This window comes from Acidovorax sp. A79 (assembly GCF_041154505.1).
In the GTDB taxonomy this organism is placed as follows: domain Bacteria; phylum Pseudomonadota; class Gammaproteobacteria; order Burkholderiales; family Burkholderiaceae_C; genus Acidovorax.
Genome location: NZ_AP028672.1, coordinates 4054101 through 4079292 on the forward strand (window position 1 = coordinate 4054101; position 25192 = coordinate 4079292).

The 25192-nt window shown below is 65.4% G+C and carries 24 protein-coding genes; 12 read left to right on the forward strand and 12 right to left on the reverse strand.

Features of this window, described 5'->3' with window-relative positions; translation table 11 throughout:
- Positions 1-155: 155 nt before the first annotated feature.
- Positions 156-1133, forward strand: coding sequence for a glucokinase (glk, locus tag ACAM51_RS18525; protein ID WP_369641449.1), 978 nt, complete (start codon positions 156-158; stop codon positions 1131-1133).
- Positions 1130-1534: a VOC family protein gene (locus tag ACAM51_RS18530; protein WP_369641450.1), complete on the forward strand. Its 405-nt coding sequence runs from the start codon at positions 1130-1132 to the stop codon at positions 1532-1534. The genes glk and ACAM51_RS18530 overlap by 4 nt, the downstream gene beginning before the upstream one ends.
- Positions 1535-1566: 32 nt before the next feature.
- Here the strand turns inward: ACAM51_RS18530 and ACAM51_RS18535 are convergent, their stop codons facing one another.
- From ACAM51_RS18535 to ACAM51_RS18550, 4 genes are all read right to left on the reverse strand, one after another.
- Positions 1567-2577 carry a tripartite tricarboxylate transporter substrate binding protein gene (locus ACAM51_RS18535; RefSeq protein WP_369641451.1) on the reverse strand — a complete coding sequence of 337 codons (1011 nt, stop codon included), beginning with the start codon at positions 2575-2577 and terminating at the stop codon, positions 1567-1569.
- Positions 2578-2640: 63 nt separating this feature from the next.
- A complete protein-coding gene (locus ACAM51_RS18540; protein ID WP_369641452.1) occupies positions 2641-3003 on the reverse strand; it encodes an NIPSNAP family protein in 363 nt (120 codons plus the stop codon).
- The gene (locus tag ACAM51_RS18545) at positions 2993-4753 is read right to left on the reverse strand and encodes an FAD-dependent oxidoreductase (RefSeq protein ID WP_369641453.1); all 1761 of its coding nucleotides are present in this window, start codon (positions 4751-4753) and stop codon (positions 2993-2995) included. The genes ACAM51_RS18540 and ACAM51_RS18545 overlap by 11 nt, the downstream gene beginning before the upstream one ends.
- 119 nt (positions 4754-4872) lie before the next feature.
- On the reverse strand, positions 4873-5739 hold the full coding sequence (locus ACAM51_RS18550) for an SDR family NAD(P)-dependent oxidoreductase (RefSeq protein WP_369641454.1): 867 nt from the start codon (positions 5737-5739) through the stop codon (positions 4873-4875).
- Positions 5740-5865: 126 nt separating this feature from the next.
- On the opposite strand from ACAM51_RS18550, the gene ACAM51_RS18555 reads away from it, so the two are divergent.
- Positions 5866-6777, forward strand: coding sequence for a helix-turn-helix domain-containing protein (locus ACAM51_RS18555; protein WP_369641455.1), 912 nt, complete (start codon positions 5866-5868; stop codon positions 6775-6777).
- A 72-nt stretch (positions 6778-6849) separates the two neighbouring features.
- On the opposite strand, the gene zwf is transcribed toward ACAM51_RS18555, so the two are convergent.
- Positions 6850-8304, reverse strand: a complete 1455-nt coding sequence (gene zwf / locus ACAM51_RS18560; protein WP_218293341.1) for a glucose-6-phosphate dehydrogenase — start codon at positions 8302-8304, stop codon at positions 6850-6852.
- A 187-nt stretch (positions 8305-8491) separates the two neighbouring features.
- Here zwf and pgi point away from each other — a divergent pair, with 187 nt between their 5' ends.
- From pgi to ACAM51_RS18575, 3 genes are all read left to right on the forward strand, one after another.
- Positions 8492-10057, forward strand: a complete 1566-nt coding sequence (gene pgi / locus ACAM51_RS18565) for a glucose-6-phosphate isomerase (protein WP_369641456.1) — start codon at positions 8492-8494, stop codon at positions 10055-10057.
- Positions 10058-10125: 68 nt separating this feature from the next.
- Positions 10126-11355 carry an AGE family epimerase/isomerase gene (locus ACAM51_RS18570; protein ID WP_218340414.1) on the forward strand — a complete coding sequence of 410 codons (1230 nt, stop codon included), beginning with the start codon at positions 10126-10128 and terminating at the stop codon, positions 11353-11355.
- A 110-nt stretch (positions 11356-11465) separates the two neighbouring features.
- Positions 11466-11816 carry a hypothetical protein gene (locus ACAM51_RS18575; protein ID WP_218293344.1) on the forward strand — a complete coding sequence of 117 codons (351 nt, stop codon included), beginning with the start codon at positions 11466-11468 and terminating at the stop codon, positions 11814-11816.
- A gap of 87 nt (positions 11817-11903) precedes the next feature.
- On the opposite strand, the gene ACAM51_RS18580 is transcribed toward ACAM51_RS18575, so the two are convergent.
- The gene (locus tag ACAM51_RS18580; protein WP_369641457.1) at positions 11904-12809 is read right to left on the reverse strand and encodes an SMP-30/gluconolactonase/LRE family protein; all 906 of its coding nucleotides are present in this window, start codon (positions 12807-12809) and stop codon (positions 11904-11906) included.
- A gap of 99 nt (positions 12810-12908) precedes the next feature.
- Between ACAM51_RS18580 and edd the strand changes: the two genes are divergently transcribed.
- The 4 genes from edd to ACAM51_RS18600 all read left to right on the forward strand — a co-directional run bounded on the left by edd (position 12909) and on the right by ACAM51_RS18600 (position 18422).
- A complete protein-coding gene (gene edd / locus ACAM51_RS18585) occupies positions 12909-14678 on the forward strand; it encodes a phosphogluconate dehydratase (protein WP_369641458.1) in 1770 nt (589 codons plus the stop codon).
- A 173-nt stretch (positions 14679-14851) separates the two neighbouring features.
- Positions 14852-15481: a bifunctional 4-hydroxy-2-oxoglutarate aldolase/2-dehydro-3-deoxy-phosphogluconate aldolase gene (eda, locus tag ACAM51_RS18590; protein WP_218293347.1), complete on the forward strand. Its 630-nt coding sequence runs from the start codon at positions 14852-14854 to the stop codon at positions 15479-15481.
- 219 nt (positions 15482-15700) lie between these two features.
- Positions 15701-16000, forward strand: a complete 300-nt coding sequence (locus tag ACAM51_RS18595; protein ID WP_218340410.1) for a DUF805 domain-containing protein — start codon at positions 15701-15703, stop codon at positions 15998-16000.
- Between the two features lie 322 nt (positions 16001-16322).
- The gene (locus ACAM51_RS18600) at positions 16323-18422 is read left to right on the forward strand and encodes a TonB-dependent siderophore receptor (protein ID WP_369641459.1); all 2100 of its coding nucleotides are present in this window, start codon (positions 16323-16325) and stop codon (positions 18420-18422) included.
- Between the two features lie 282 nt (positions 18423-18704).
- Here the strand turns inward: ACAM51_RS18600 and groL are convergent, their stop codons facing one another.
- The 6 genes from groL to ACAM51_RS18630 form a co-directional block, all read right to left on the reverse strand.
- Complete coding sequence (gene groL, locus ACAM51_RS18605; protein ID WP_010462232.1) at positions 18705-20357, reverse strand: chaperonin GroEL; 1653 nt, start codon at positions 20355-20357, stop codon at positions 18705-18707.
- Positions 20358-20454: 97 nt separating this feature from the next.
- Positions 20455-20745, reverse strand: coding sequence for a co-chaperone GroES (locus ACAM51_RS18610; protein WP_005799501.1), 291 nt, complete (start codon positions 20743-20745; stop codon positions 20455-20457).
- A gap of 609 nt (positions 20746-21354) precedes the next feature.
- Positions 21355-21756 (reverse strand): SLATT domain-containing protein, encoded by a 402-nt coding sequence (locus ACAM51_RS18615; RefSeq protein ID WP_369643846.1) that lies wholly within the window; start codon positions 21754-21756, stop codon positions 21355-21357.
- Between the two features lie 308 nt (positions 21757-22064).
- Positions 22065-22829: an ImmA/IrrE family metallo-endopeptidase gene (locus ACAM51_RS18620; RefSeq protein ID WP_369641460.1), complete on the reverse strand. Its 765-nt coding sequence runs from the start codon at positions 22827-22829 to the stop codon at positions 22065-22067.
- Positions 22816-23223, reverse strand: coding sequence for a hypothetical protein (locus tag ACAM51_RS18625; RefSeq protein WP_369641461.1), 408 nt, complete (start codon positions 23221-23223; stop codon positions 22816-22818). Before ACAM51_RS18625 ends, ACAM51_RS18620 begins: the two co-directional genes overlap by 14 nt.
- A complete protein-coding gene (locus ACAM51_RS18630) occupies positions 23220-23903 on the reverse strand; it encodes a hypothetical protein (RefSeq protein ID WP_369641462.1) in 684 nt (227 codons plus the stop codon). The genes ACAM51_RS18625 and ACAM51_RS18630 overlap by 4 nt, the downstream gene beginning before the upstream one ends.
- A gap of 95 nt (positions 23904-23998) precedes the next feature.
- Between ACAM51_RS18630 and ACAM51_RS18635 the strand changes: the two genes are divergently transcribed.
- Both ACAM51_RS18635 and ACAM51_RS18640 read left to right on the forward strand, forming a co-directional pair.
- Entirely contained in the window at positions 23999-24223 is a 225-nt protein-coding gene (locus tag ACAM51_RS18635; RefSeq protein ID WP_218387709.1) for a DUF2188 domain-containing protein, read from the forward strand.
- Between the two features lie 257 nt (positions 24224-24480).
- Entirely contained in the window at positions 24481-24948 is a 468-nt protein-coding gene (locus ACAM51_RS18640; RefSeq protein ID WP_369641463.1) for a toll/interleukin-1 receptor domain-containing protein, read from the forward strand.
- Positions 24949-25192 lie beyond the last annotated feature (244 nt).

Below are 25192 nucleotides of genomic sequence, written 5' to 3' on the forward strand. Positions count from 1 at the left end.
GTCTTTGCCTGAAGGGGTAATTCGGGTAAAAAGAGGCTCCAGCGCTTATCCATCAAGCGCGAGTGGCTATATAAATAATAGCATTCGCGATCCACGGGCCGCCGTCTGCCACAGGGCAGCGGGGGCGTGTGACCTTTGGCCTCCATCTTTTTCCTATGCAACCTCAGCGCCTCCTCGCCGACATCGGCGGCACCAACATCCGACTGGCCTGGCAGAACGAGCCGGGCGGCCCCTTGAACGACACGCGGGTGCTGCCCTGCGCGCAGTTCCCCACCGTGGACGCTGCGCTGGGGACCTATCTGAAAGAAGTGGGTGTGCCCACCCCGCGCGAGGCGGCTTTCGGTATTGCCAACCCCGTCACGGGCGACGCGATCCGCATGACCAACCACAGCTGGAGCTTTTCGCAGCGCGCGGTGCGCGAGGCGTTTGGTTTCGAGCGGCTCGTGGTCATCAACGACTTCACCGCATTGGCACTGGCGCTGCCCCTGCTGACGCCCGACCTGCTGCGCCCCGTGGGCGGCGGCGAGGCCGTGCCGGGCGCTGCGATTGCGCTGTTGGGCCCGGGCACGGGCCTGGGTGTGTCGGGGCTGGTGTTCCCGCCCGGCTCCAGCAACGGCGTGCCCTTGTCGGGGGAGGGCGGGCATGTGTCGCTGGCGGCGCAGACGCAGCGCGAATTCGATGTGCTGGCCATCCTGCAGGAGCGCTACGGCCATGTGTCGGCCGAGCGCGCTGTGTGTGGTGCGGGGCTGGTGGACCTGTACCACGCGCTGCGCCGCCTCGCGCAGCGGGGTGGCAAGGAGGTCAGCTCGGCCTCCCAGGTGACTGAGCTGGCCCTGCAGTCCAGCGACGTCCTGGCGCTGGAGGCGCTGGATCTTTTCTGCGGCTTTCTGGGGAGCGTGGCGGGTAACCTGGCCCTCACCCTGGGGGCGCGCGGAGGCGTTTTCATTGGTGGTGGCATGGTGCCGCGCCTGGGCACGTGGTTCGACAAATCCTCGTTCCGCGCGCGATTCGAGGCCAAGGGGCGGTTTCAGCCGTACCTCGCGTCGATACCCTGCTGGGTCATCGATCCGAGCGCCACGCCCGCGCTGCATGGCGCGTCGCGCGCGCTGGACATCGCGGGTTCCGGAGGATGAGCGGCCCCGCCTTGCAGGTCAGCGGTGTGCACCATGTGGCCATCATCGCCAGCGACTACGCACGCTCGCGCCGCTTCTACACCGAGGTGCTGGGCCTGCCGGTGGTGAACGAGGTGTTCCGTGCCGAGCGCGAGTCGTACAAGCTGGACCTGCAATTGCCCGATGGTTCGCAGGTGGAGCTGTTTTCCTTTCCGAACCCGCCGGCCCGCCCGTCGTATCCCGAGGCCTGCGGCCTGCGCCACCTGGCCTTGCGCGTGGCGGATATGGACGCCAGCCTGGCGGCATTGGCCGCGCATGGCGTGGCGGCAGAGCCGGTGCGCATCGATCCGTTCACGGGCGCGTCGTTTACTTTCTTCGCCGATCCGGACGGTCTGCCGATCGAGCTGGTGGGGCCCGCCTGAGCGGTGCGTGCATTCGTTCCTTCTCTCTGCGATCAGTCCACGGCGATGCGGCGCTCCTTGATCAGCGCTGACAGGAGCTGTGTTTCTGCCGCGATGGTGTGCTGGAAGGCCGCTGCGTCCTGCACGACGGGTTCAGCCCCCAGGTCGGCAAAGCGGTTTTTCACCTCCGGCAGGGCGACGGCCTTGGCGATCTCGCTGGCCAGACGGTTCACGATGTCGGCGGGCGTTCCTGCCGGCGCGAACACGCCGAACCAGTTGCCCAACTCCACGCCCTTGATGCCCAGCTCGGTCAGGGTGGGGGCTTCCGGGAAGAAGGCCGAGCGCTTGGTGCCGGTCACTGCCAGCAGCCGCGCGCGGCCTTCGCGGATGTGCTGGAAGCCGGTGGCCGGGTCGAAGTAGTAGTCGACCTGCCCGGCCAGGATGTCCTGCAGCGCCGGTGCCGCGCCCCGGTAGGGCACGTGCACAGCGTCGAAGCCCGCCTGTTGCTTGAAGAGTTCGCCCACCAGGTGCATCTGGGTGCCCGGGCCTCCAGAGGCATAGCTGAGCTTGCCGGGCGCCGCCTTGGCCATGGCCACCAGGTCGTTGGCGCTTTGCACAGGCAGCCCCTTCTTGGCCACGAGGTAGAGCTGGGCGTAACCCAGGCTGGCCACGGGGCGCAGGTCGCGCTCGGGGTTCAGCGCGGGCTTGAACAGGAAAGGGTTGGCCGTCTGCACCGAGATGGGCGCGACCATCAGCGTGTGGCCGTCGGGCGCGGCCTTGGTGGTTTCCATCACGCCCAGGTTGCCGCTGGCCCCCGGCTTGTTGTCCACCACGACCGGCTGGCCCAGGGATTTGCCCAGCGCCGCGCCAGCCACGCGGGCCATCACATCGGTGGTGCCACCAGCCGGAAAGCCCACGACCAGTCGGATGGGCTTGTTCGGCCAGGCCGGGGACTGGGCCTGGCTGGCGCCCGCGGCGGCAGCCAGGCAGGCCGCAGCGCTGGCACGCAGCAGCAGGCTGCGGCGGGTGGTGACGGTGAAAGTGCGAAGGGAGGATGGGTGCATGGTATGTCTCCGTTGGTTTTTCTGGGGTTTGCTACTGGGAAGAAATCGGCAAGCTGGGGTGTGTCAGAAGTGCTGAGCCCCCCAGCCCGCCATGGGCGTTGCGCGGATCAGGCGCGTCTCCTGCTCCACGATCAGGTGCTCGGAGGCTGCCAGGTAGGCAGGAAAGTCCGGGTGGGTATCACGGGCCTGGCTGCGGCGTTCGTAGTCGGACAGGTCGTCGTAGGCCCACAGGTGCACGAACTGGTTCAGGGGGCCGACCTGGCTGATGTAGAAACCCACCGGGTGCGCCAGCGTGTCCATCAGCACGGGCATGGCCATGCGGTTGAACACCTCCAGGAACTCGCCCATCTTGCGCAGGCGGATGGTGTAGACGCGGTGGTCCACCAGCGGTTTGCGCAGGGACCTGGCACTGGGTTCATGCGGCATGGCGCGCCTCCTTGGGAGCGTGCGCGGGGCGCGCATCCGGTGGCCATGCACCCGCCACGGAGCGGCCGGTGATCCAGCCAAATGTCATGGCCGGCCCCAGCGTGATGCCGGCGCCAGGGTAGTTGCCGCCCATGATGCTGGTGCGGTCGTTGCCCACGGCGTACAGCCCAGGCACGGCCTGCCCGTCGGCACGCAACACCTGGCCCTCGGTGGTGGTGCGCAGACCCTCGAAAGTGCCCAGGTCGCCCATGAGCACTTTCACGGCGTAGTAGGGGCCGGCCCCGATGGGGGCCACGCAGGGGTTGGGCTGCTGGTCGGGGTCGGCCAGATAGCGGTTGAAGGCCGTGGTGCCGCGCCCGAACTGGCGGTCCGCGCCGGTGGTCGCGCCAGCGTTGTACTCGCGCACGGTGGCCTCCAGCCCGGTGGGGTCGATGCCCGCGGCATGGGCCAGATCGGCCAGCGTGCGGCCCTTGAAGAGGTAGCCCTTGCGGATCAGTCCGCCCACAGGCATGGGCGCGGGCTTGGCGTAGCCCAGGCCATATTTGGAGAGCGTGGACTGGTCGCACAGCAACCACATGGCGGTTTCGCCATGGTCGCGGCAGGCTTCGATCATGGCGGCGCCCACGTCATGGTACGAGTTGGACTCGTTGGTGAAGCGGCGTCCGTTGCGCAGCACCCCGATGATGCCGGGCTTGTAGCGGTCCAGCAGGTGCGGAAACACTCCCGTGCGGCCCTGGCTCAGGGGCACCCGCGACACCGGCATCCAGGCGGCGGCGCCCACGCCGTCAAAGCGCTCGTCCACCTGCCCACCGACCTGCGCGGCCAGGCGCAGGCCGTCGCCGGTGTTCTCGGCGGGCACGGGCGAGAGGTGCTCGCCACCGCGCGCCAGGTGCGGGTAGCGCTGGGTGATGCGGGCCACGTCGTGCGGGTAGCCGCCACAGGCCAGCACCACGCCACGGCGGGCGCTGATGCGCACTTGGCCCCCGGGCGTCTGCACGCGTGCGCCGGTCACGCGGTCGCCGGCCTGCAGCAACTCGCGGGCTTCGGCCTCGGTGTGGATCGGAATGCCCAGATCGAAACAGGTCTTGGCCAGGCGCGCGGCCAGTGCATTGCCACTGGTCACCTGCACGCCCCGGCGGTAGCGCAGCAGGTCCAGCAGGTGGCCCCCCAGGCGCCGCGCCACATAGGCAGCCGACACCACCGATTTGGTGGCGCGAAAGAAGTGCTTGAGGTCGGCGTTCGACGAGTTGAACATCATGCCCACGAAGGTGATGGTGGACAGCGGCGGGCGCAGCCGCGCCAGCTCCGCTCCCAGCTGGCTGGCGTCATAGGGCGCGGCCAGGATGGAGCGGCCGATGGCGGCGCCTCCTGGTGCGTCGGGGTGGTAGTCGGGGTAGAGCGTGGGCACGAAGCGCACGGCGGTCTCGCGCTCGAACCAGGCCACCATCTCGGGTGCATGGTCCAGGAAGGCTTCGACGGCGGCAGGCTCGTGGAACGCACTGGCCTGGTCTTGCAGGTAGGTGCGCATGGCCTCCCGGGTATCCGGGGCGGCGCATTGCGTGTTGCCGGGTATCCAGAGCACCCCGCCCGAGAAGGCGGTGGTGCCCCCGAAGCACGGGGCCTTTTCGATCACGACGACATCCAGTCCGTGCTTCTTGGCCGTGATGGCGGTGGACAGGCCGCCGGCACCGGAGCCCACGACCAGCAGGTCGCACGTCAGTTCCTGGCTTGCAGGGTTGGCAGGGGTCATCTTGCAGTCTCCTTGTTGATGGTGGGGCGCTTGCGCGGCGTGGGTGGAATGCCCATGCGGCGGCTCGCGCCGGTGGCGCCTTGTTCGGGTTCTGTTGTTGTGCCGGGGGAGGGCGCGTGTCAGGCGGCCTGGGCCGGTGTGCTGTTGAAACCGGGGCGTGGCACCATGTCCATCAACATGCAGCCCAGGCCGCCGTCCACGACCAGTTCTGCACCGTTGACGTAGGCCGAGCGGTCGCTGCCCAGGAACAAGGCCGGCTCGGCGATGTCCTGAGGCTCACCCACGCGGCGGCTGGCGGTCGCGGCCGCCCGCCGGGTCTCGAAACCTGGCTCTTCGTAGAAGCGTGCAGACAGGGCGGTGCGGATCATTCCAGGGCATATGGCGTTGCTGCGCACGCCCCGTGGTCCCCATTCGGCGGCCAGTTGGCGAGACAGCAGCAGCACCCCGGCCTTGCTGGCGCTGTAGGCGCCGCTGGCGGTTTGTGGGTGCAAGGCCGAGACCGAGGCCACGTGCACCAGCGAACCCCGTCCGGCGCGCAGCATGTCCTGCCCGAAGGCCCGTGTGCACAGCAGGTAGCCCGTGAGATTGACGGCCAGCACGGCATTCCAGTCGGCCACTGAAACGCTGTCGAGGCTACCCGGACGAAGCAGGCCCGCATTGTTGATCAGCACGGTGGCGGGACCGAGGCTCTCTCGCACTTCGTTCGCGGCGGCAAGCACGGCCTGTTCGTCTGTGATGTCGCAGGCCACGGCCAGTGCGTGGCCTCCTTGTGCACTCAGCCTTGCGGCCACCTGCCGGGCGGCTTCTCTGTCACGATCGATCAGGGCCACATGGGCACCCACGGCCGAAAATGCTTCGGCAATCGCGGCTCCGATGCCGCTGGCGGCTCCGGTGACCACGCACACCCGCCCCTTCAGGCCCAGCCAGTCGAGGCTTTGCGCAGGTCCGGTTCCTTGGTGTGCAATGCGGTTGTGGCTGTCGTTCATGGGCCGCTGTCTCCTTGTTGTGTTGGGGGTGAAGCATCTCGCACAAGGACTTTTCCCTCAATCGACAAAGCGGGCTATGAACAGGACAATTCGTGCATTTCTGAATACAAAAGATTGGTAGAAACCATGAGAATCGAGCCCGGCACCGTACGCCAGTTCGCGCTTTACGGAACGCAGGATGCCTCGCCAGCCTGGGCCGACTTGGTGCATCTGGAGCGGGTGCCGGAGCGCTCCAGCCTGTTTGGCTGGGAGATCGACCTGCACTTTCATGAAGGGCTGATCCAGGTGCTCTACCTGACGGCGGGCGGAGAGGGCGGCAGCGCGCTGATGGACGGCAAGCGCTGGCCGCTGCATCCTCCATGCCTGGTGGTGGTTCCCGCGCGCACCGTGCATGGCTTCAGCTTTCATCCCGGCACGGATGGCCCGGTAATCACGGCAGCCCAGAAGCCGCTGGAGTCGCTGGCCGCCCTGGCCGCGCCCGAGTTGCTGGAGCACATTCGCCGCCCCCTGGTGCTGGGGGTGGACCCCGGGGGGCGCCATGCCCAGGCGCTGCAGCCCCTGTTCGAGGTGATCGGGCAGGAAGCCCATGTCGATGGTGGCGTGCGTGCCGCAGGCATGCCCTTGCTGGTGGCGCTGTTCGTGCAGATCGCACGGCTGGCGCACACGTCCGCGACGCTGCCCGAGGCATTGCCCTCTCGCAAGGCGGGGCAGATCGAGCGGTTTCGCGCCCTGCTGGACGTGAACGTGCGCCGGCACACGCCCGTGCGCGACTACGCGGACGCGCTGGGTATTTCCGTGGGGCAGCTCTCGCGCCTGTGCCGTGAGGTGCTGGGCGTCTCAGCGCAGGAAGTGGTCAATGCCCGCGTGGTGCACGAGGCCCAGCGTGAGCTGGTGTACTCGTCCCTCTCGGTCAAGCAGATAGCGGCGGAACTGGGCTTTGAGGACGAGGCCTATTTCGGACGCTTCTTCAAGAAGCACACGGGCCAACGCCCCACCGATTTCAGGCGCGAGGCCCGCGCGCAGCTGGCAAGCGCGTAGTGCGCCCGGGCCGCATTCGGCGTGAGCAGGGCCTGGTGGATGAGAGGATTGCGAGTGGCGCGGTCGCCACCTTCACATCTCTTCGCTCCAGCAATGCCCGTCGCGCGCGATCATGGCGCTGGCGGCGCTCGGGCCCCAGCTGCCCGGTGCGTACGGCCGCGGGCCCGCGGGGTCGTTCTTCCAGTGCTGCAGGATGGGCTCCACCCAGCGCCAGGCTTCTTCCTGTTCGTCGCTGCGCACGAACAGGTTCAGCCGCCCGGCGATCACGTCCAGCAGCAGGCGCTCGTACGCGCCCACGCGCTCGGTGCCGAAGCGCTGGTCGAAGTCCAGGTTCAGCGCCACCTGCGACAGCGCGGGTTCGGTCTGGTGCTGGGCCGCGCCCTGGGCCAGCAGGTGCAGCTCCAGGCCGTCCCTGGGCTGCAGGTTGATCACCAGCCGGTTCACCGCGCCCGAGGGCATCTTGAAGATGGGGTGCGGCACGGGGCGGAAGTTGACGACGATGTGCGCGTCGCGCCCCGCCAGGCGCTTGCCGGTGCGGATGTAGAACGGCACGCCGGCCCAGCGCCAGTTGCTGATCTCGGTGCGCAGCGCCACGAAGGTCTCGGTGGTGCTGTCGCTGGCCACGCCTTTTTCCTGCAGGTAGCCCGGCACGTTGTGCCCGTGGGTCTTGCCCGCGGCGTACTGGCCGCGGATCACATGCTGGCCAATGGTCTCCATGCTCCAGGGCTTGAGCGACTGCAGCACCTTGAGCTTCTCGTCGCGGATCGCATTGGCGCTGGAGTTGATGGGCGGCTCCATGCCGATGGCGCACAGCAGCTGCAGCGCGTGGTTCTGCACCATGTCGCGCAGCGCGCCGGTCTGGTCGTAGAAGGCGCCGCGCGTTTCCACGCCCAGCTCCTCGGCGATGGTGATCTGGATGTTGGCGATGTTCTCGCGCCGCCACAGTGGCTCGAACAGCGCGTTGCCAAAGCGCATCGCAAACAGGTTCTGCACCGCGGGCTTGCCCAGGTAGTGGTCGATGCGAAAGACCTGCTCTTCCTTGAGCACGCGGCGCAGCGTGTCGTTGATGGCCTGGTTGGACTTGAGGTCGTGGCCCAGGGGCTTTTCCAGCACCACGCGGGTGGCGGGGCCGTTCAGGCCCACGGCGGCGATCTGTTCGCACACGTTGGTGAAAAGGCTGGGCGCGGTGGCCACGTACATCACCACGGTGTCGGCGGCGCGCTCGTGCAGCAAGGTGGCCAGGCGCGCGTAGTCCTGCGTTTGCGACAGGTCCATGCGCAGGTAGTGCAGCAGGGCGCCGAAGCGTTCGAACTCGTCCGGGGTGGGGCGCTTGGCCAGATCCACGCTGTCAAAGCGCGACTGGATCAGGCTGCGGTATTGTTCATGGCTCAGCTCGTCGCGCGCCACCGCAATGATGCGGCCTCCCTCGGGCAGCGTTCCGTGCCGGAACGCCTGGAACAACGCCGGCATGAGTTTGCGCCACGCCAGATCACCTGTTCCACCGAACAGGACAAGGTCAAAACTCATGGGGTCTCCATATCAGGGTGTTGTTGTGCGTCTGAGGCTGGAAATTGTAATCTCGTTACATTGGGTTGTGTAGCTGTAGAGGCTGTAAACGTTTTTTGACAGTTCGTGCGCAGAAAAGTATCAGAAAAATTGTGTAATCAAGTTACTATCTCGCCGGTTTTCACCTCCCCGATATCCTGAATCCACCATGCCCTCCCTCCGTTGCGACCAAACCCTAGAGTGGCCTCAGTTGCAGGCCGCGTTCACCGCAGATGGCAGCCGTCTGGACCTGCGGGAGGCCTTTGCCAGCGATGCGCAGCGGTTTGGGCACTTCAGCCAGCACGCGCCCGAGGTGTTTGCGGATCTTTCCAAGAACCTGTGGGACGCCGCCACCGAGACGCTGCTGCTGGACATGGCCCGTGCCTGTGGCCTGGAACAGCACCGCGACGCCATGTTCGGCGGCCTGCCCATCAACAGCACCGAAGGGCGCGCCGTGCTGCACACGCTGCTGCGCCGGCCCCGGGGCCTGGCGCTGCCCGGCGACGGGCCGGACATCGCGCAGAAGCTGGCCCAGGTGCACACCACGCTGGATGCCATGCTGGCCTATGCCGACACGGTGCGTGCGGATGGCGCCATCACCGATGTGGTGAACATCGGCATCGGCGGTTCGGACCTGGGCCCGCACATGGCCGTGCTGGCGCTGGAGCAGTGCCGCGCGCGGGGCAAGCGGCTGCACTTTGTCTCCAACGTGGACGGCCACGAACTGCACACGGTGCTGCAGTCGCTCAAGGCCGAGAACACGCTGTTCCTCATCGCCTCCAAGACCTTCACCACCGCAGAAACCATGACCAACGCGCGCTCGGCGCTGGCCTGGTTTGTGGCGCAAGGCGGTCAGGATGTGGGGCGCCACTTTGCGGCGCTCACCACCAATGTCGATGCCGCGAAGGCGCTGGGCATCACCACCACCTTCGGTTTCTGGGACTGGGTGGGCGGGCGCTATTCGCTGTGGTCGGCCATTGGCCTGCCCATCGCGATCGCGATTGGCTCGGCGGGCTTCCGCGATCTGCTCGCCGGAGCGCACGCCATGGACGAGCACTTTCGCACGGCGCCCCTGGCGCAGAACCTGCCGGTGCGCCTGGGCCTGCTGGACATCTGGTACCGCAACTTCCATGGCTTCACCAGCCGCTGTATCGCGCCCTACCACGCGGCATTGCGCCGCCTGCCGGCCTATCTGCAGCAGCTCGAGATGGAAAGCAACGGCAAGCGCGTGGGGCTGGACGGCCAGCCGCTGCCCTATGCCACGTCGCCCGTGCTGTGGGGCGAGCCGGGCACCAACGGCCAGCACGCGTTCTTCCAGATGCTGCACCAGGGCACCGACGTGCTCCCGCTGGAGCTCATCGCCGTGCGCCAGCCCACCCATCCCCTGGAAGGCCACCACGACAAGCTGCTGGCCAACGCCCTGGCGCAGGCCCAGGCGCTGATGGTGGGCAAGGACGGGGAGGACGGCCACCGCCACTTCCCGGGCAACCGGCCCAGCACCTTCCTGCTGCTGGATGCGCTCACCCCCGCGTCGCTGGGCGCGCTTATTGCGCTGCAGGAACACCGCGTGTTCGTGAGCGGCAGCCTGTGGGGCATCAACAGCTTCGACCAGTGGGGCGTGGAGCTGGGCAAGGTGCTGGCCAAGGACATCGAGGCGCGCCTGGCCAGCGGCGATGCCGCAGGGCTCGACGGTTCCACCGCCGGGTTGCTCGCCCGGCTGCGCGCCGGCATTTGACAAAGACCGGTGGCGGCCGTCCTGCGGCGGCGCGACCACGGGCACTGGCGATTTTTCGAGGAGACACCATGACCGCACCCCGGCCGGATTTCCGGTCCGCCGACTTCCTGCGCGCGCACATCCGCCAGACCATGGCGTTCTACGAGCCCGTGGCCACCGACGCGAGCGGCGGCATGTACCACTTCTTCCTGGACGACGGCACGGTGTACGACACGCGCACCCGCCACCTGGTCAGCGCCACACGTTTTGTGGTCACCCATGCCATGCTCTACCGCACCACGGGCGAGGCGCGCTACCAGAGCGGCATGGTGCACGCACTGCAGTTTCTGCGCACTGCGTTCCTCGACCCCGCCACCGGCGGCTACGCCTGGCTCATCGACTGGCAGGGCGGCCGTGCCACGGTGCTGGATGGCACGCGGCATTGCTATGGCATGGCGTTCGTGATGCTGGCCTATGCACGGGCGCTGGAGGCCGGAGTGCCCGAGGCACGCGGCTGGCTGGCCGATGCCTTCGACACCGCCGGGCAGCACTTCTGGCAGCCCGCGCAGGGCTTGTACGCCGATGAGGCGTCGCCCGACTGGGTGCTGGCGGACTACCGGGGCCAGAACGCCAACATGCACGCCTGCGAGGCCATGATCTCGGCTTTTCGCGCCACCGGCGAGCAGCGCTATATCCAGCGCGCCGAACAGCTCGCGCAGGGCATCTGCCAGCGCCAGGCCGCGTTGTCGGACCGCACCTCGGCCCCTGCTGCCGAGGGCTGGGTGTGGGAGCACTACCACGCCGACTGGTCGGTGGACTGGGACTACAACCGCCACGACCGCAGCAACATCTTCCGCCCCTGGGGCTACCAGATCGGCCACCAGACCGAATGGGCCAAGCTGCTGCTGCAACTGGACGTCCTGGCGCCGGCGGACTGGCATCTGCCCTGCGCGCGCTTCCTCTTCGACACAGCGCTGGAGAAGGGCTGGGATGCCGTGCACGGCGGCATCGTCTACGGCATGGCGCCCGACGGCAGCATCTGCGACGACGGCAAATACCACTGGGTGCAGGCCGAGAGCATGGCGGCTGCGGCGGTGCTGGCTGTGCGCACGGGCGACGAGCGCTATTGGGACTGGTACGACCGAATCTGGGCGTATTGCTGGGAGCACTTCGTGGACCACGACCACGGCGCGTGGTTTCGCGTCCTCGACGGTGCCAACCGCAACCACACGCGAGAGAAGAGCAACGCGGGGAAGGTGGACTATCACAACATGGGGGCGTGTTATGACGTGCTGGGGGCGATGAAAACGGGTGATTGAGCCGTGGGTGGGCTTCGTCGCCTCGGCTGGCACCGCACGCGGCTGCGGCGGCGCATGCATGGCGGGGCGGGTATGGTGCACAGGAACGATCCCGCCAAAAGGAGCAGTTCATGAACAGGTCGCTCGCCCGAATCCACTTCGGGCTGTCAATCTTCTACGGCATCGGCGCGGCGCTGCTTTGCGTCATTTACTTGGCCGGTGACAACGCGAGTGGAAGCGGTGTGTTGATTCTTGCGGGCATCTTCGGCACGCCTTTCGTGCTTCATTGCGCCGCATTGCGTGGTGTCCGCTCCGGCCATTTGTGGGGTCGGAATTTATCGCGAACTCTCGGAATCCTGCTGCTTTTTGCATTCCCCATTGGAACGGTTCTGGGTGTGCTGATCCTGATGCGGACGCGGCGGACGGACTGGGAGCAAGGGTTGAAAAGTCGCGCTGGCCCCCGCCCGGTGCTCACCCGGTAAGTTCAGCCGCCGCGACGTCTACTGCGCTCAACTTTGAATGGGCAATGTGCCGCGAGGCCCCGCCCCGCGCGCCTTTGCCTGCCCGGTTCAGGCCTTGAAGCGGTTCACCGGAAGACCGGTTACCGTGACCCGTACGCTCAAGAGCGACCCCGCAGGAATCGCCGCCTCCTGTTCCTCCACCGGCCTTCCCGCCCGCGCCGACGTGATGTACAGCGTCCGCAAATCCGCCCCTCCAAAACACACCATGGTCGGGCACTGCACTGGCACTTCAATGCGCTGCAGCACTTGCCCCGCTGGAGACAGCTGCAGCACACACGCCCCCTCGTACATCGCCACCCAGTAGTTGCCCTCCACATCCACCGCCGCGCCATCCGGCCGGCCGCCGTAGGGCTGGCCTTCCACCTTGCGGCCGAACTGCACCCAGGGCTGTCGGTTGGCGATGGCGCCCGTCGCCACATCGAAGTCAAACCGGTCGATGCGGTGCTCCGGGGTGTTGGACCAGTACAGATACCGGTTGTCGGGGCTGAACGCGAGGCCGTTGGCGGTGAAGTTGTCGCCCGCCATGTAGTGCACGCGGTAACCACCCTCGGCCGCCTCCAGGCGCCAGAGCGCGGCGTCGGGGGCCGTGCGCGGGCTGATGACCGACCCCGCCCAGAACCGGCCCGCCGCATCGCAGCGGCCATCGTTCAGGCGCAGCACGCGGGTGTCGTGTCGGTCGGGGGGCAGCAGGGCCAGCAGGGTGAACGCGCCGGTGGTGGTGTCCAGCAGGTAAAAGCCGTCCCGTAACCCGATTACTATTTTTTTGTCGGCGGCGGGCGCGCAGCAGCCGGGTTCGCTGGGGGTCTTCCATTGCCGGTGGCGGCCGTCCCCCGGGGTCCAGGCGTGCACCGCCAGTCCCTGTATGTCACACCAATAGAGGCATTTTTCCTCGGGGTGCCAGAACGGCGATTCGCCCAGTTCGGAGGGTGCAAGGGGCAGGCACTGCAAGGTCATGGGTTGAAATGGGATGGTTATCGAGTTACATTCTAGGGTCTCAAACAGTGGCCTGCCCCGGAACAGGTGCCCAGGCCCAACCCACCGATGGAGCATCCCATGCATTCAGTCGTAGCGCGCGTGACGGCCCGCATCATCGAGCGCAGCAAGGACACCCGCGCCGCCTATCTGGCCGGCGTCGAGGCCATGATCGCCCGCAAGCCCGCGCAAGACCGCATGGGCTGCGCCAACCTGGCCCATGCCTACGCGGCCCTGCCCGGCGCCGAAAAATTCAAGGTCACCGTGGAGAAGGCGCCCAACATCGGCGTCGTCACGGCCTACAACGACATGCTGTCGGCCCACCAGCCGTACCAGAGTTACCCCGCCATCCTGCGTGACGAGGCCGCGCGCCACGGCGCCACCGCGCAGGTGGCGGGCGGCGTGCCCGCCATGTGCGACGGCGTGACGCAGGGCACGCCCGGCATGGAGTTGTCCCTGTTCTCCCGGGACGCCATTGCCATCGCCACTGCGGTAGCGCTGTCCCACGATGTGTTCGACGGCGTGCTTCTGCTGGGCGTGTGCGACAAGATCGTGCCCGGCTTGCTCATCGGCGCGCTGCATTACGGGCATCTGCCCTGCGTGTTCGTGCCCGCGGGCCCCATGGGCACGGGGCTGTCGAACAAGGACAAGTCCAAGGTGCGCGAGCAGTACGCGCAAGGGCTGGTGGGGCGCGACGAACTGCTCAAGGCCGAGTCCGCCGCGTACCACAGCCCTGGCACCTGCACTTTCTACGGCACGGCCAACAGCAACCAGATGCTGCTCGAGGCCATGGGCCTGCACGTGCCCGGCGCGGCCTTTGCACCGCCCGGCACCGAGGAGCGCGAAGCCTTCACGCGCCAGGCCGTGCGCACCGTGCTCGACATCGGCAAGCGCGGCCAGCGCTTCACGCCCATCGGGCGGATGGTGGACGAGCGCTGCATCGTCAATGCCATGGCGGCCTTGCTGGCCACGGGGGGCTCCACCAACCACCTGATCCACTGGGTGGCCATTGCGCGCAGCGCGGGCATCCTGATCGACTGGTCGGACTTTGACGAGCTGTCGTCCGCCGTGCCGCTGCTGGCCCGCGTGTACCCCAATGGCGATGCCGACGTGAACCAGTTCCAGGCCGCGGGCGGGCCCGCATGGATCCTGCGCGAACTGCTGCAAGGGGGCTTCATGCACCCGGGCGTGGGCAGTGTGAACGCGGGCGGCATCGCCGCGGGCGGGCAGGGCGCACCGGCGGTGTCGGGCGACGAGACCGTGCTGCGCCCGGTGTCCCATCCGTTTTCCCCCACGGGCGGCCTGCGCCTGCTGCAGGGGCGCCTGGGCCGCGCGGTGATCAAGGTCTCGGCCGTGCCCGAAGACCGCCACGTCATCGAGGCGCCCGCGCGCGTGTTCGATTCGCAGGAGGCCTTGCTGGCCGCGTTCAGCGCGGGCGAGGTGCAGCAGGACATGGTGGCCGTGGTGCGCTTTCAGGGCCCGCAGGCCAACGGCATGCCCGAGCTGCACAAGCTCACCCCGCCGCTGGCGGTGCTGCAGAACCAGGGCTTCAAGGTGGCGCTGGTGACGGACGGCCGCATGAGCGGCGCGTCGGGCAAGGTGCCCGCCGCCATCCACGTCACGCCCGAGGCGCTGGCCGGCGGCCCGCTGGCCAAGGTGCTGGACGGCGACATCGTGCGGGTGGATGCCGTGGCCGGCACGCTGGATGTGCTGGTCGATGAGGCTACCTGGGCCGCCCGCCCCCTGGCGCCCTACACCGCGCCCCCCGCCACCGGCTTCGGCCGCGAACTCTTCACCAACTTCCGCCGCCACGCGGGCGGTGCGGAACAAGGCGCCTGCACATGGTTGTAGCAGGATGCACCCCCTGAGTCGCTGCGCGGCTTCCTCCTCCCTCCCTGCGCGGGAGGGGGACGCACCCGGTGGCCTGGCAAAGCCCGTTCCACGGGTGCACTGGCATCGCGCCGCGCTAGTTTTGTAGGCCGCTTGCGGCATCCGACACCGAACACACCAAGGAGCACAAACCCATGAATCCTCTCGACATCGCCAGCCATGGCCCGGTCATTCCCGTCATCGTGATCGACCGCGTGGAAGACGCGCTGCCTCTGGCCGAGGCCTTGCTGGCCGGTGGCGTGAAGGTGCTGGAGGTGACGCTGCGCACCGCCGCCGGCCTGCCCGCCATCGCCGCCATCGCGCGCCAGTTGCCCGAAGCGGTGGTGGGCGTGGGCACGGTGCTCAACGCCGACGATGCGCGGCGCGCCAGCGAGGCCGGGGCGCGTTTTGCCGTGAGCCCTGGCTACACGTCCGAGGTGGGCAGCGCCTGCAAGGGGCTCAACCTGCCACTGCTGCCGGGCGTGGCCACGTCCAGCGAGATCATGGCGGCCTTGGCGGACGGGTTTTCGTTCCTCAAGCTGTTCCCGGCGGAGGCCGCGGGCGGCATCCCGCTGCTCAAGTCCTGGGCCAGCCCGTTCGGCCAGGTGAGCTTCTGCCCCACGGGGGGCATCACCCAGGCCACCGCGTCCAACTACCTGGCGCTGCCCAACGTCCGCTGCGTGGGCGGCTCGTGGCTGACGCCCGCCGACGCCGTGCGTGCGGGCGACTGGGCGCGCATCACGCAGCTGGCGCGCGACACGCATGCGTTGCGCAAGGCCGCGTGAGCACCGGGATTCATGCTCAAATAGGCCGTCAGCGCTTATCCGGCAAGCGCTGCAAGCTATAAAAAAAGAAGCAAAATTTGCCCTGTGGCCCGGCTGCCGGGCGTGGGGCCGCCGATGGGGTGGTGGGACGTGTGGACTGGATGCCCTGTGCGCCCCTATCATGGCGCGGGGCTTGGCCCTGCCACAACGGCTTCACGTTTCAAAGAGAGGGAGTTCTGTATGGATTTTGTTTCGGCTGTCAAAAGCTGCCTGACGCAGTACGCGGGTTTCTCGGGTCGCGCCGTGCGCTCCGAGTTCTGGTGGTTCTTTCTGTTCCAGGTCGCGGTGATGGTGGTCGCCAGCTTCCTGGGCGACGTGATCTCCGGCATCGTCTCCCTCGCGCTGGTGCTGCCCGCGCTGGCCGTGGGCGCGCGCCGCCTGCATGACATCGGCCGCTCGGGCTGGTGGCAGTTGCTGACCCTGACCGGCATCGGTGTGCTGGTGCTGATCTACTGGTGGGTGCAGCCCAGCGAGGGCTGATCCCGCGCCAGGCAGGCCCGCGTGGCCTGCAACCCGCGAAGCCCGCTTGCCTTACGGCCGGCGGGCTTTTTTGTTGGGGCCGCGCTTGTGGGCACATGGGCATCGCCCTGGTTTTTCTGGAGGGAGGCCGCCGCCCGGATAGTGAATAAAAGTGGCCCTGGCGCTTGATATACAAGCGCAAGCCGCTATTAAATTTGATGAATTCAGGAAAAAATCGGGGGCCAGGGATGTTGTCGTTGTACGACATCCCGCGCCGGATCCGTCCAGGAGGCTGCTTTGATTTTTAAAATGGTAATCATTCTTACTTCCATTCTGAAAAATCATGGCAATCCAACATCGGCAGACGGCGGTCTGCATGGGCATCGCGCTGGCCTTCGGTTTGGCCCCCACCTGGGCGGCGGCACAGGGCGCGGCGGCCACGCTGTCCGAGGTGCGCGTCGACGCCAGCGCGGAGAAGGAGACGGCCACCGGCCCGGTGGTGGGCTACCGCGCGCGCAATGCAGCCACCGCCACCAAGACCGACACGCCGCTGTCGGAAACCCCGCAGTCCGTCACCGTGGTCACCCGCGACCAGCTGGTGGACCAGGGGGCCACCACCTTCCAGGAGGCGCTGCTGTACGCGGCGGGCGTGCGCAGCGACGCCTACGGCCTTGACAGCCGTTCCGACAGCGTGCGCGTGCGCGGCAGCTCGCCAGACACCTACCTCGACGGACTGCGCCAGAACTACAACTGGTACACCAGCAGCACCCCCGCCGAGCCGTACACGCTGGAGCGCCTCGAGGTGCTGCGCGGCCCTTCGGGCATGCTGTTCGGCGCAGGCACGGTGGCCGGCGTGGTCAACATGGTGAGCAAGCGCCCCCTGCAAGAGGCGCAGCGCGAGGTGGGCGTGCAGATCGGCAGCTGGAACCGCAAGCAGCTGCAGGCCGACCTGACCGGCCCGCTCACCCAGGACGGCGAATGGTCGTACCGCCTGGTGGCCGTGGCGCGCGATGCGGACACGCAGACCGATTACGTGCAGAACGACCGGCGCCTGATCGCGCCCTCGCTTGCCTGGCGGCCCAATGCCGCCACGTCGCTCACCCTGCAGGCCCATTGGCAGCAGGACCGCACGGGCAGCACGGCGCAGTTCCTGCCCTGGTCGGGCACGCTGCTGCCCAACCCCAATGGCATGCTGCCCATCAACCGCTTCATCGGCGAGCCCGGCGACTACTACGACAGCGACCGCGAATCCATCGGCTACCTGTTCGAGCACCGTTTCAACGATGCCTGGACGGTGCGCCAGAACCTGCGCCTGGCGCGCAACGAGAACCGCGGTGGCTACCACTACGCCGATTTCTTCACGGTCCCCGGCGGGTTCGGCTGGGACCCCGTGAACCAGCGCCTGACGGGCCGCATCTACGGCAAGAACGTCACGCGCACGCGCATGGCCGCGGTCGACACCCACCTGCAGGGCAACCTCACCACCGGCGCGCTGAGCCACCAGCTGCTGCTGGGCGTGGACTGGAACCGGCAGACCGAGAACAAGAACGAGGCGGACGATGCCTACAACACGCCCATCGACGCCTATGCGCCGGTGTACGGCCACCGCCTGAACCCCACGCTCATCGCCAGGCCCCAGAACGTGCAGCGCCAAAGCGGCCTGTATGTGCAGGACCAGATGAAGTGGGGCCCGTGGATCTTCATCGCCGGCCTGCGCCACGACCGTGCCGTGAACGGCCTGGCGGGCCAGCCGGATGACCGCACGAGCGACACCACCAAGCGCCTGGGCGTGATGTACCAGCTGGCCGGGGGCTGGACGCCCTACATCAGCTACGCAGAGTCCTTCAGCCCCGTGAGCGGCACCAACGCCTATGGCCAGCGCTTCAAGCCGCTGCAGGGCGAGCAGATCGAGGTGGGGGTGAAGTACGCGCCCGCGGGCAGCTCCACGCAATTCACGGCGGCGGTGTACGACCTCAAGGAAAAGAACCAGAAGGTGGCCGACCCGACCAACCCCGACAACTCGCTGCAGGTGGGCCAGACCCGCAACAAGGGCCTGGAGCTGGAGTACAAGGCCCGCGTGGCCACGGCCTTCGACCTGACGGCCCATTACAACTACACGGACGTCGATCCCCTGCTGGAAGGGCTTCCCCGCCACCAGGCCGCCGTGTGGGGCGTGTACCGCTTTTCCATCGGCGGTGTGCGCGGCTTCTCGGCGGGCGCGGGCTACCGCTGGCTGTCGTCGTTCCGCGACGGCACCGGCCCCGAGGTTCCGTCCGCCGGGGTGGTCGATGCGCTGCTGGCCTACGACACCCAGGACTGGCGCTATGCCCTCAACATCAGCAACCTCGCCGACAAGAAGTACATGAGCACCTGCCTGTCGCGCGGTGACTGCTGGTGGGCCACGCGCCGCAACGTGGTGCTGAGCGCGACGTATAGGTTTTAACCCCCCTGAGCCGCTTCGCGTCTTCCCCGAGGGGGACGCCGCCCATGCAGCGGGGCGGCCCTTGCACGGCGGCACTGGCACGGGACAGTGCCCATGCGAAGGCCGGGCCCTTTGCTCTGGGTTGGCGCGGTGCAGTGAATCGCGATACAAATGTCGAAAGAGCGGCCCGCGCCACGATGTGCTTCACGTGGTCCAAGTAAAAAACCCCGCAGGTCTTGCGACCTGCGGGGTTTTTTGTGGGCTACCGGGCAGAACCTGGGCTCCACCCGGAGCGGCCGGCCATTACATGCCCATGCCGCCCATGCCACCCATGCCGCCCATGTCGGGCATGCCGCCGCCGGCACCGGCCTCGTCCTTGGGTGCTTCGGCAACCATGGCTTCGGTCGTCAGCAGCAGCGATGCCACGGAGGCAGCGTTCTGCAGGGCCGTGCGGGTGACCTTCGTGGGGTCCAGAATGCCCAGTTCGAGCATGTCGCCGTACGTGTCGTTCGATGCGTTGAAGCCGTAGTTGCCCTTGCCGGCCAACACAGCGTTCACCACCACCGAGGCTTCGCCGCCGGCGTTGTTCACGATTTCGCGCAGGGGCGCTTCGATGGCCTTGAGCACCAGCTTGATACCGGCTTCCTGGTCAGCGTTGTCACCCTTGATCGAGTCACCCACGGCTTGCTTGGCACGCAGCAGGGCCACGCCACCACCGGCCACAACGCCTTCTTCCACAGCTGCGCGCGTTGCGTGCAGCGCGTCTTCCACGCGGGCCTTCTTTTCCTTCATTTCGACTTCGGTGGCAGCGCCGACCTTGATCACGGCCACGCCGCCAGCCAGCTTGGCCACGCGTTCTTGCAGCTTTTCGCGGTCGTAGTCGGACGTGGCTTCCTCGATCTGCACGCGCACTTGCTTGACGCGGGCTTCGATGTCACCCGCAGCACCGGCGCCGTCGATGATGATGGTGTTTTCCTTGCCCACTTCGATGCGCTTGGCCTGGCCCAGGTCGGCCAGGGTCACCTTCTCGAGGGTCAGGCCCACTTCTTCAGCGATGACCTTGCCGCCCGTCAGGATGGCGATGTCTTCCAGCATGGCCTTGCGACGGTCGCCAAAGCCTGGAGCCTTCACAGCCACAACCTTCAGGATGCCGCGAATCGTGTTGACCACCAGCGTAGCCAGGGCTTCGCCTTCGACTTCTTCGGCAATGATCAGCAGCGGACGGCCGGCCTTGGCCACTTGCTCCAGCGTAGGCAGCAGGTCGCGGATGTTGCTGATCTTCTTGTCGAACAGCAGCACGAAGGGGTTGTCCAGAATCGCGGATTGCTTTTCTGGGTTGTTGATGAAGTAGGGCGACAGGTAGCCGCGGTCGAATTGCATGCCTTCCACGACGTCCAGTTCGGAGTCGAGGGACTTGCCGTCTTCCACGGTGATCACGCCTTCCTTGCCGACCTTGTCCATGGCGTCAGCGATCAGCTTGCCGATGGTTTCGTCGGAGTTGGCGGAGATCGAGCCCACCTGGGCGATTTCCTTGGAGGTCGTCGTGGGCTTGGAAGCCTTCTTCAGCTCGGCGACCAGGGCCGTCACGGCCTTGTCGATACCGCGCTTGAGGTCCATCGGGTTGATGCCGGCGGCCACGTACTTGAAGCCTTCGCGCACGATGGCCTGGGCCAGCACGGTGGCGGTGGTGGTGCCGTCACCAGCGTTGTCGCTGGTCTTGGAGGCCACTTCCTTCACGAGCTGGGCGCCCATGTTCTGCAGCTTGTCCTTGAGTTCGATTTCCTTGGCCACGGACACACCGTCCTTGGTCACGGTAGGGGCGCCGAACGAGCGCTCCAGCACCACATTGCGGCCCTTGGGGCCCAGGGTCACCTTGACCGCATTGGCCAGGATGTTCACGCCTTCAACCATGCGTGCGCGGGCTTCGCCGCCGAAAACTACGTCTTTTGCTGCCATGTTTGGCTCCTACAAGATTTGAATCAAAAATGCTTCTAGCGCTTATTGATAAAGCGCTAGCAGCTATGAAAAAGTGAGTAAACCGAAGGAGAAAGGATTACTTCTCGACGACTGCGAACAGGTCGTCTTCCTTCATGACCAGCAGTTCGTCGCCCTTGACCTTGACGGTCTGGCCCGAGTACTTGCCGAACAGAACGCGGTCGCCGACCTTCACGTTCAGGGCGATCAGTTCGCCCTTGTCGTTCTTCTTGCCGGGGCCAACGGCCAGCACTTCACCTTGATCGGGCTTTTCAGCGGCGTTGTCAGGGATCACGATGCCGGAGGCGGTCGTGGTTTCGCTTTCGATACGCTTGACGATCACGCGATCGTGCAGAGGGCGAAGGTTCATTGCATTGCTCCTGTTTTCAGTGAAAAAAAGCTGACTTACCAGCACCCGGGGGACCAGGCGCTGCGAAATTTCCGGCAGGCGGTGCGGTGTTAGCACTCGTCTGTGGTGAGTGCTAATGATACGGGCATTTGTGGCGGTTTCAAGACGCCGCGCACATTTCGGCTGTCAACGAAGACCGGCAGGTCGTGCGGAACGCCACTCTACTTTCGTTTTTCCGCCACTTAACTTTAGATTTGACGACCCGCTGGCGCGCAGGGACTGGGCACGTGATCTGTTTACCACCTCTGAGCCGCAAAGAATCACAATTGAAAAATTAGAAGTAAGTGCAAACTATCGACTGCATTCGACAGTGACTTGGTTGCTACTACGTCAGCCTAAGGCTGGGAGCAGTCGTTCAGCCGCAGGTAGAGTTACGACCGCTCAGAACGAAAGCGGTCGTTAGATCGCGGATGCCTCGCGCTACGCTCGCGGCCTCAAGTAGAGGACACGAACAGGCGCGTAGGCTCTCCAAAGCGGGTGGATATTCCAACCTACTCAAAAGCAGAACCCCTCTACGACCATCCCTAATTGCCCGAAGTGGCTCGAGTAGCCTGAGCAGAAAAGTTAGCACTACTTACCCCAACGGCTCAGGTCCTCGTGGTTGGCAATTTCCTTATGTACCTTTTTGGGGATGTGAGGCATCTCCGCCGAAAGGGTGTCGAGTCGTTCCCGGATTGGGGTCAAATCGTCGAGAGTTGCTGTCGCCCCCATCGTCATTTGCTCGAGTTGGCGGCCTACGGCGTTGTATCTCGCGCCTGCAATTCTGTGACGCTCGGCCCTATCCTGAAGTCCCATATTCGTGGCCAGGACGGCAAGCACCGCGGAGACGACGCTGAGGAGGCCAGTTCCCATCTTCACCCATAACTCAGGCTGTCCCTGGAGCGTCACAAAGACAGTCGTTCCCACGATCGCTGATAGACCTGCAGCGCAATTGGACAACCAACGATGGCGAGAGGACAAACGCTCCGCCATCTTGTAGTGGCCAACCGCTACCGCAGAGCAGCGCCGATACCACTCGTCCGGAATGTTAGCTGGCGTTCCAAGTGCTCGCTGCTGTTCAGTCACTGCTGTCTCCCCAAAATGCCGATTGATTTGATTTTGCAGTCAGTAATGTTGGCGCCGAATGAGTCTTGACAGTCAATTTTCGGTCGGCGGCAATAGTCAAACTGCCCAGTTGTAACTCACACCTACTTTGGCTTTCGATGGAGACTGACTTTGGCCAGCACTTTTCGGGCTCTGGCGGCGACCAGAAATTAGCTGGTCATGAATCCACGAACCAGCTAAGTAACAACAAGCATGCTCAGCACCGAACCCTCCGGAAGCCGGATCGACTGCGACCAGACTTCCATTCGATAGACGCCTGGGCCACTGAGCCAGCGCGAAGCACTCTCTCTCTTAGGACGGCCTAGCCCCTTGACTGCCCCAAAAGCCATATCGAACGCGACTGTGTCCTGATGGAGTTCGTTGAGGATGTAGAAATCGGTTGAAAAATCTCGACTGCGCCGGGACCACTTCAACCTCCGCTGATCATGGCAGGTGATCGCGATCGGTGCTTTGGTGCGTTGGAGCAACTTCAGGGCTGATGCAGTCAGACTGGCCTGAAAATCCGCGCCCATTGCGCTCGCAAGATCAAGGCTGGGTTTACGTTCAGCGACCCATGGCCAGACCAGATAGTCCGGAAGGATCAGCTGACTGGCAAAGCTATTGGCGTCGGCCTCAATAGACTTGGCTTCAGCATTTTGCGGACCAATGTCCGTGCTGGAGCACTTGAATGATGCCCGCTGGGCATCCTGCATCCAGTGGGCCAGCTCATGCCCTAGCGAGAATCGCCTTCGTCCGAGGTTGTCGTCCATCGCGACGCTGATGACGGCATGATCACCGGCGGCAACCAAACGTGCCGCGCAACCGTCGAGCTTTCTGTATATGACGTGAGCACCACTGGCGCTGGCAATGGCCTCTAGATCAATATGCTCGGGCCTCCTGACGCCATGCTCCCAGAGCAAGCGCTCAGGGCGACTGAGCTGATCGACATCAACGGCCATCATCGGCGTCAGGGATCTTGCCCATCAGAACAAGATCGTCATAGAGCGTTTCTAGATCGGCATCGCTCTGGCGGCTTCCTTCTCGGAATGCAGTAGCCAGTTGTGGCTCGGCCGCGAAAGCTTGCGCGATGCGTTCTTTGATTCGATCCAGCGCAGGTCGTCGCGACGTCTTGGGAAGCACTCGGACCTGCATGGTCGCCTTGGCGGCCGCAGCTTGTTGGCGAAGGCTGGCTGCGAGAACGTCGTCGAGGCTCGCTGCAATGCTTGCGGCCAACTGATCGGGATCAGTACCCTCAGCGGCGAGCTCGGCCCGAATGTCTTCGTCAGACGTGGCTTCGAGGTCCTTGAGTGCCAGCGCTCGAACTGCGACGAGCGTCTTCTGAGATTCGTTGGTCATCGTTGTCTCCGTCCTGGCATCAATTTGTCCACCTGCCTCCTCAGTCTCCGCCGCGCCGTGTCATAGGTCTTTTGATCAAGGCCGAACAAGGCAAGTACCTCCGCTACTGACAAGTCAGCCTTCTCCCCCTCGATGACCGCAAGCACCTCTTGATCGTCTTTGAAGTGGGCTTCAATGAATTGCGCGTCCGCCCGAGCCCGCTGCTGCCTATCAGCTGCGTCCTCCACCTCAATGGCTTGCTCCACAACGTCAGTGTTCCAGCCACCAGCCCGGTAAATCATCGTGTCAACGTCCCTGGCCTCGCCCGCAATGGCTTCCAATCGGTCGGTCTGGGTTTGACCAAGCGACTCCCGGGAGGAGTCGGCGATGCTGTCCATGCAGCCAGACAGAAATGCCGGAAGCGGCACCCGGTCAATAGGCCAAGGACGTCCGCGTTCACCGTCCTGTTTGGCCCCGCTTGCTGCAATGAGGGCGCGCTTCACTGCTTCATTGAGCAACTCCTGGGGATCCGTGTACTCGGTACCCCAGACAAGCAGCCTAGCTCTTGCTAACAGGCGTAGCCGCTCGGCGGAAGTCAGCATCAACACTGAACGGGATAACTCCTCAACACTGGCATGTCGTTCTGAAGGCGGTTTCGGTGGCACGGCTCCTCCTTGGGCTTTTATGTGTGCGGTCTTCATTTTCAATGCGGACAGCGATGTAGCTATTGTCCGCGCCGGATTCTGCGACCGCACACCTATATAGCGGCAATCACGCCGTGACAAGGAGTCTCGATATGAGCAAACGCAATCAACATGTGCTCCCCCGTGAAGATGGCTGGGCCGTCAGGGGAGCTGGAGCCCAACGCGATACGCAAGTCTTTGACCGCAAGCAAGACGCTGTGGATCGCGCCCGGGAGATCTCGCAGAATCAGAAGTCCGAGTTGGTAGTCCATGGCCAGAATGGCCGGATTCAATACAAGGACAGCCATGGCAACGACACTTTTCCGCCAAGGGGGTAAGCATGGCTCGGTGCACAGCTCCAGTCGAAGGACATCGCTCATCTAGCGCTGCAGCGGCCTGTCCCGCCTGCCGTGGCAGCTATGGTCGTCGATACGGTGGTTACAGTGGGTATGGCAGTGGCTACAGCTCGTCCTACGCCTCGGGCGGCGGCAACGGCAACAGCTACAGCAGTGGAGGGAGATCCAGCGGAGGCGGCGGCTCGCGGCCAGGCTGGTCTCGCGCCAGTTCCGTTGTCTCGTATACGCCAGCACAGGTGGTGTCTCTCACACCGGTGCGGGAAGCAATCGAAAGAGAAGCGGCGGCGAGGCCTGACCTTCGGGATTGCTTCCTCTGCCACGCCTGGGACGACCGACAGGGAGCCGCCAAACAACTGCATGATTTGCTCGAGGCAGCGGGTGTCAGAGTTTGGTTCAGCGAAAAGGATCTTGGCCTTGGTGTACCGATGATGCGTGCAATCGACAAGGGCCTAGCCGCCTCCAAAATAGGGCTCGTCCTTGTGACCCCTGCGCTGCTTGCCCGCCTACCGAAAGAGGGCGTCGCCGACAAGGAGCTTTCGACGCTCCTGCAAGGTAACCGGCTCGTTCCCATCGTGCACGGCACGACGTACACCGCGCTCCGCGATGTCAGCCCCATGCTGGCGTCGAGAAGCGGACTTGATACATCAGAAGACACTCTGGCGGTCGTTGCAACCAAGATTGCCGAGCTGGTTTCCATCTGGAGCTGACTGGCCAACCTGCCTCCGCCGCAGTTAAGGAGCTTTGGCGCCTTGATGGCAAGTGATCGGTAGCTGGCCAGATGTGGTCGTTCACACTCAAAAATTGATGGGCCGGAATCGCTGCAGAACTGACCTCAAGCACACCTTCTGACGGCTGTTTGTTCCGCAGGCCATTCGGTACAACCGACAGAATCTGTGACGCAATATTCCACCGAATCAGACGCAACAGCAAGCTTCGCGCAGCAGGAACTTA

Bases quoted from the DNA above. Each gene is read 5' to 3' on its own strand.
- glk (WP_369641449.1), top strand. From the start codon at position 156: ATGCAACCTCAGCGCCTCCTCGCCGACATCGGCGGCACCAACATCCGA.
- ACAM51_RS18530 (WP_369641450.1), top strand. From the start codon at position 1,130: ATGAGCGGCCCCGCCTTGCAGGTCAGCGGTGTGCACCATGTGGCCATC.
- ACAM51_RS18535 (WP_369641451.1), bottom strand. From the start codon at position 2,577: ATGCACCCATCCTCCCTTCGCACTTTCACCGTCACCACCCGCCGCAGC.
- ACAM51_RS18540 (WP_369641452.1), bottom strand. From the start codon at position 3,003: ATGCCGCATGAACCCAGTGCCAGGTCCCTGCGCAAACCGCTGGTGGAC.
- ACAM51_RS18545 (WP_369641453.1), bottom strand. From the start codon at position 4,753: ATGACCCCTGCCAACCCTGCAAGCCAGGAACTGACGTGCGACCTGCTG.
- ACAM51_RS18550 (WP_369641454.1), bottom strand. From the start codon at position 5,739: ATGAACGACAGCCACAACCGCATTGCACACCAAGGAACCGGACCTGCG.
- ACAM51_RS18555 (WP_369641455.1), top strand. From the start codon at position 5,866: ATGAGAATCGAGCCCGGCACCGTACGCCAGTTCGCGCTTTACGGAACG.
- zwf (WP_218293341.1), bottom strand. From the start codon at position 8,304: ATGAGTTTTGACCTTGTCCTGTTCGGTGGAACAGGTGATCTGGCGTGG.
- pgi (WP_369641456.1), top strand. From the start codon at position 8,492: ATGCCCTCCCTCCGTTGCGACCAAACCCTAGAGTGGCCTCAGTTGCAG.
- ACAM51_RS18570 (WP_218340414.1), top strand. From the start codon at position 10,126: ATGACCGCACCCCGGCCGGATTTCCGGTCCGCCGACTTCCTGCGCGCG.
- ACAM51_RS18575 (WP_218293344.1), top strand. From the start codon at position 11,466: ATGAACAGGTCGCTCGCCCGAATCCACTTCGGGCTGTCAATCTTCTAC.
- ACAM51_RS18580 (WP_369641457.1), bottom strand. From the start codon at position 12,809: ATGACCTTGCAGTGCCTGCCCCTTGCACCCTCCGAACTGGGCGAATCG.
- edd (WP_369641458.1), top strand. From the start codon at position 12,909: ATGCATTCAGTCGTAGCGCGCGTGACGGCCCGCATCATCGAGCGCAGC.
- eda (WP_218293347.1), top strand. From the start codon at position 14,852: ATGAATCCTCTCGACATCGCCAGCCATGGCCCGGTCATTCCCGTCATC.
- ACAM51_RS18595 (WP_218340410.1), top strand. From the start codon at position 15,701: ATGGATTTTGTTTCGGCTGTCAAAAGCTGCCTGACGCAGTACGCGGGT.
- ACAM51_RS18600 (WP_369641459.1), top strand. From the start codon at position 16,323: ATGGCAATCCAACATCGGCAGACGGCGGTCTGCATGGGCATCGCGCTG.
- groL (WP_010462232.1), bottom strand. From the start codon at position 20,357: ATGGCAGCAAAAGACGTAGTTTTCGGCGGCGAAGCCCGCGCACGCATG.
- ACAM51_RS18610 (WP_005799501.1), bottom strand. From the start codon at position 20,745: ATGAACCTTCGCCCTCTGCACGATCGCGTGATCGTCAAGCGTATCGAA.
- ACAM51_RS18615 (WP_369643846.1), bottom strand. From the start codon at position 21,756: ATGGCGGAGCGTTTGTCCTCTCGCCATCGTTGGTTGTCCAATTGCGCT.
- ACAM51_RS18620 (WP_369641460.1), bottom strand. From the start codon at position 22,829: ATGATGGCCGTTGATGTCGATCAGCTCAGTCGCCCTGAGCGCTTGCTC.
- ACAM51_RS18625 (WP_369641461.1), bottom strand. From the start codon at position 23,223: ATGACCAACGAATCTCAGAAGACGCTCGTCGCAGTTCGAGCGCTGGCA.
- ACAM51_RS18630 (WP_369641462.1), bottom strand. From the start codon at position 23,903: ATGAAGACCGCACACATAAAAGCCCAAGGAGGAGCCGTGCCACCGAAA.
- ACAM51_RS18635 (WP_218387709.1), top strand. From the start codon at position 23,999: ATGAGCAAACGCAATCAACATGTGCTCCCCCGTGAAGATGGCTGGGCC.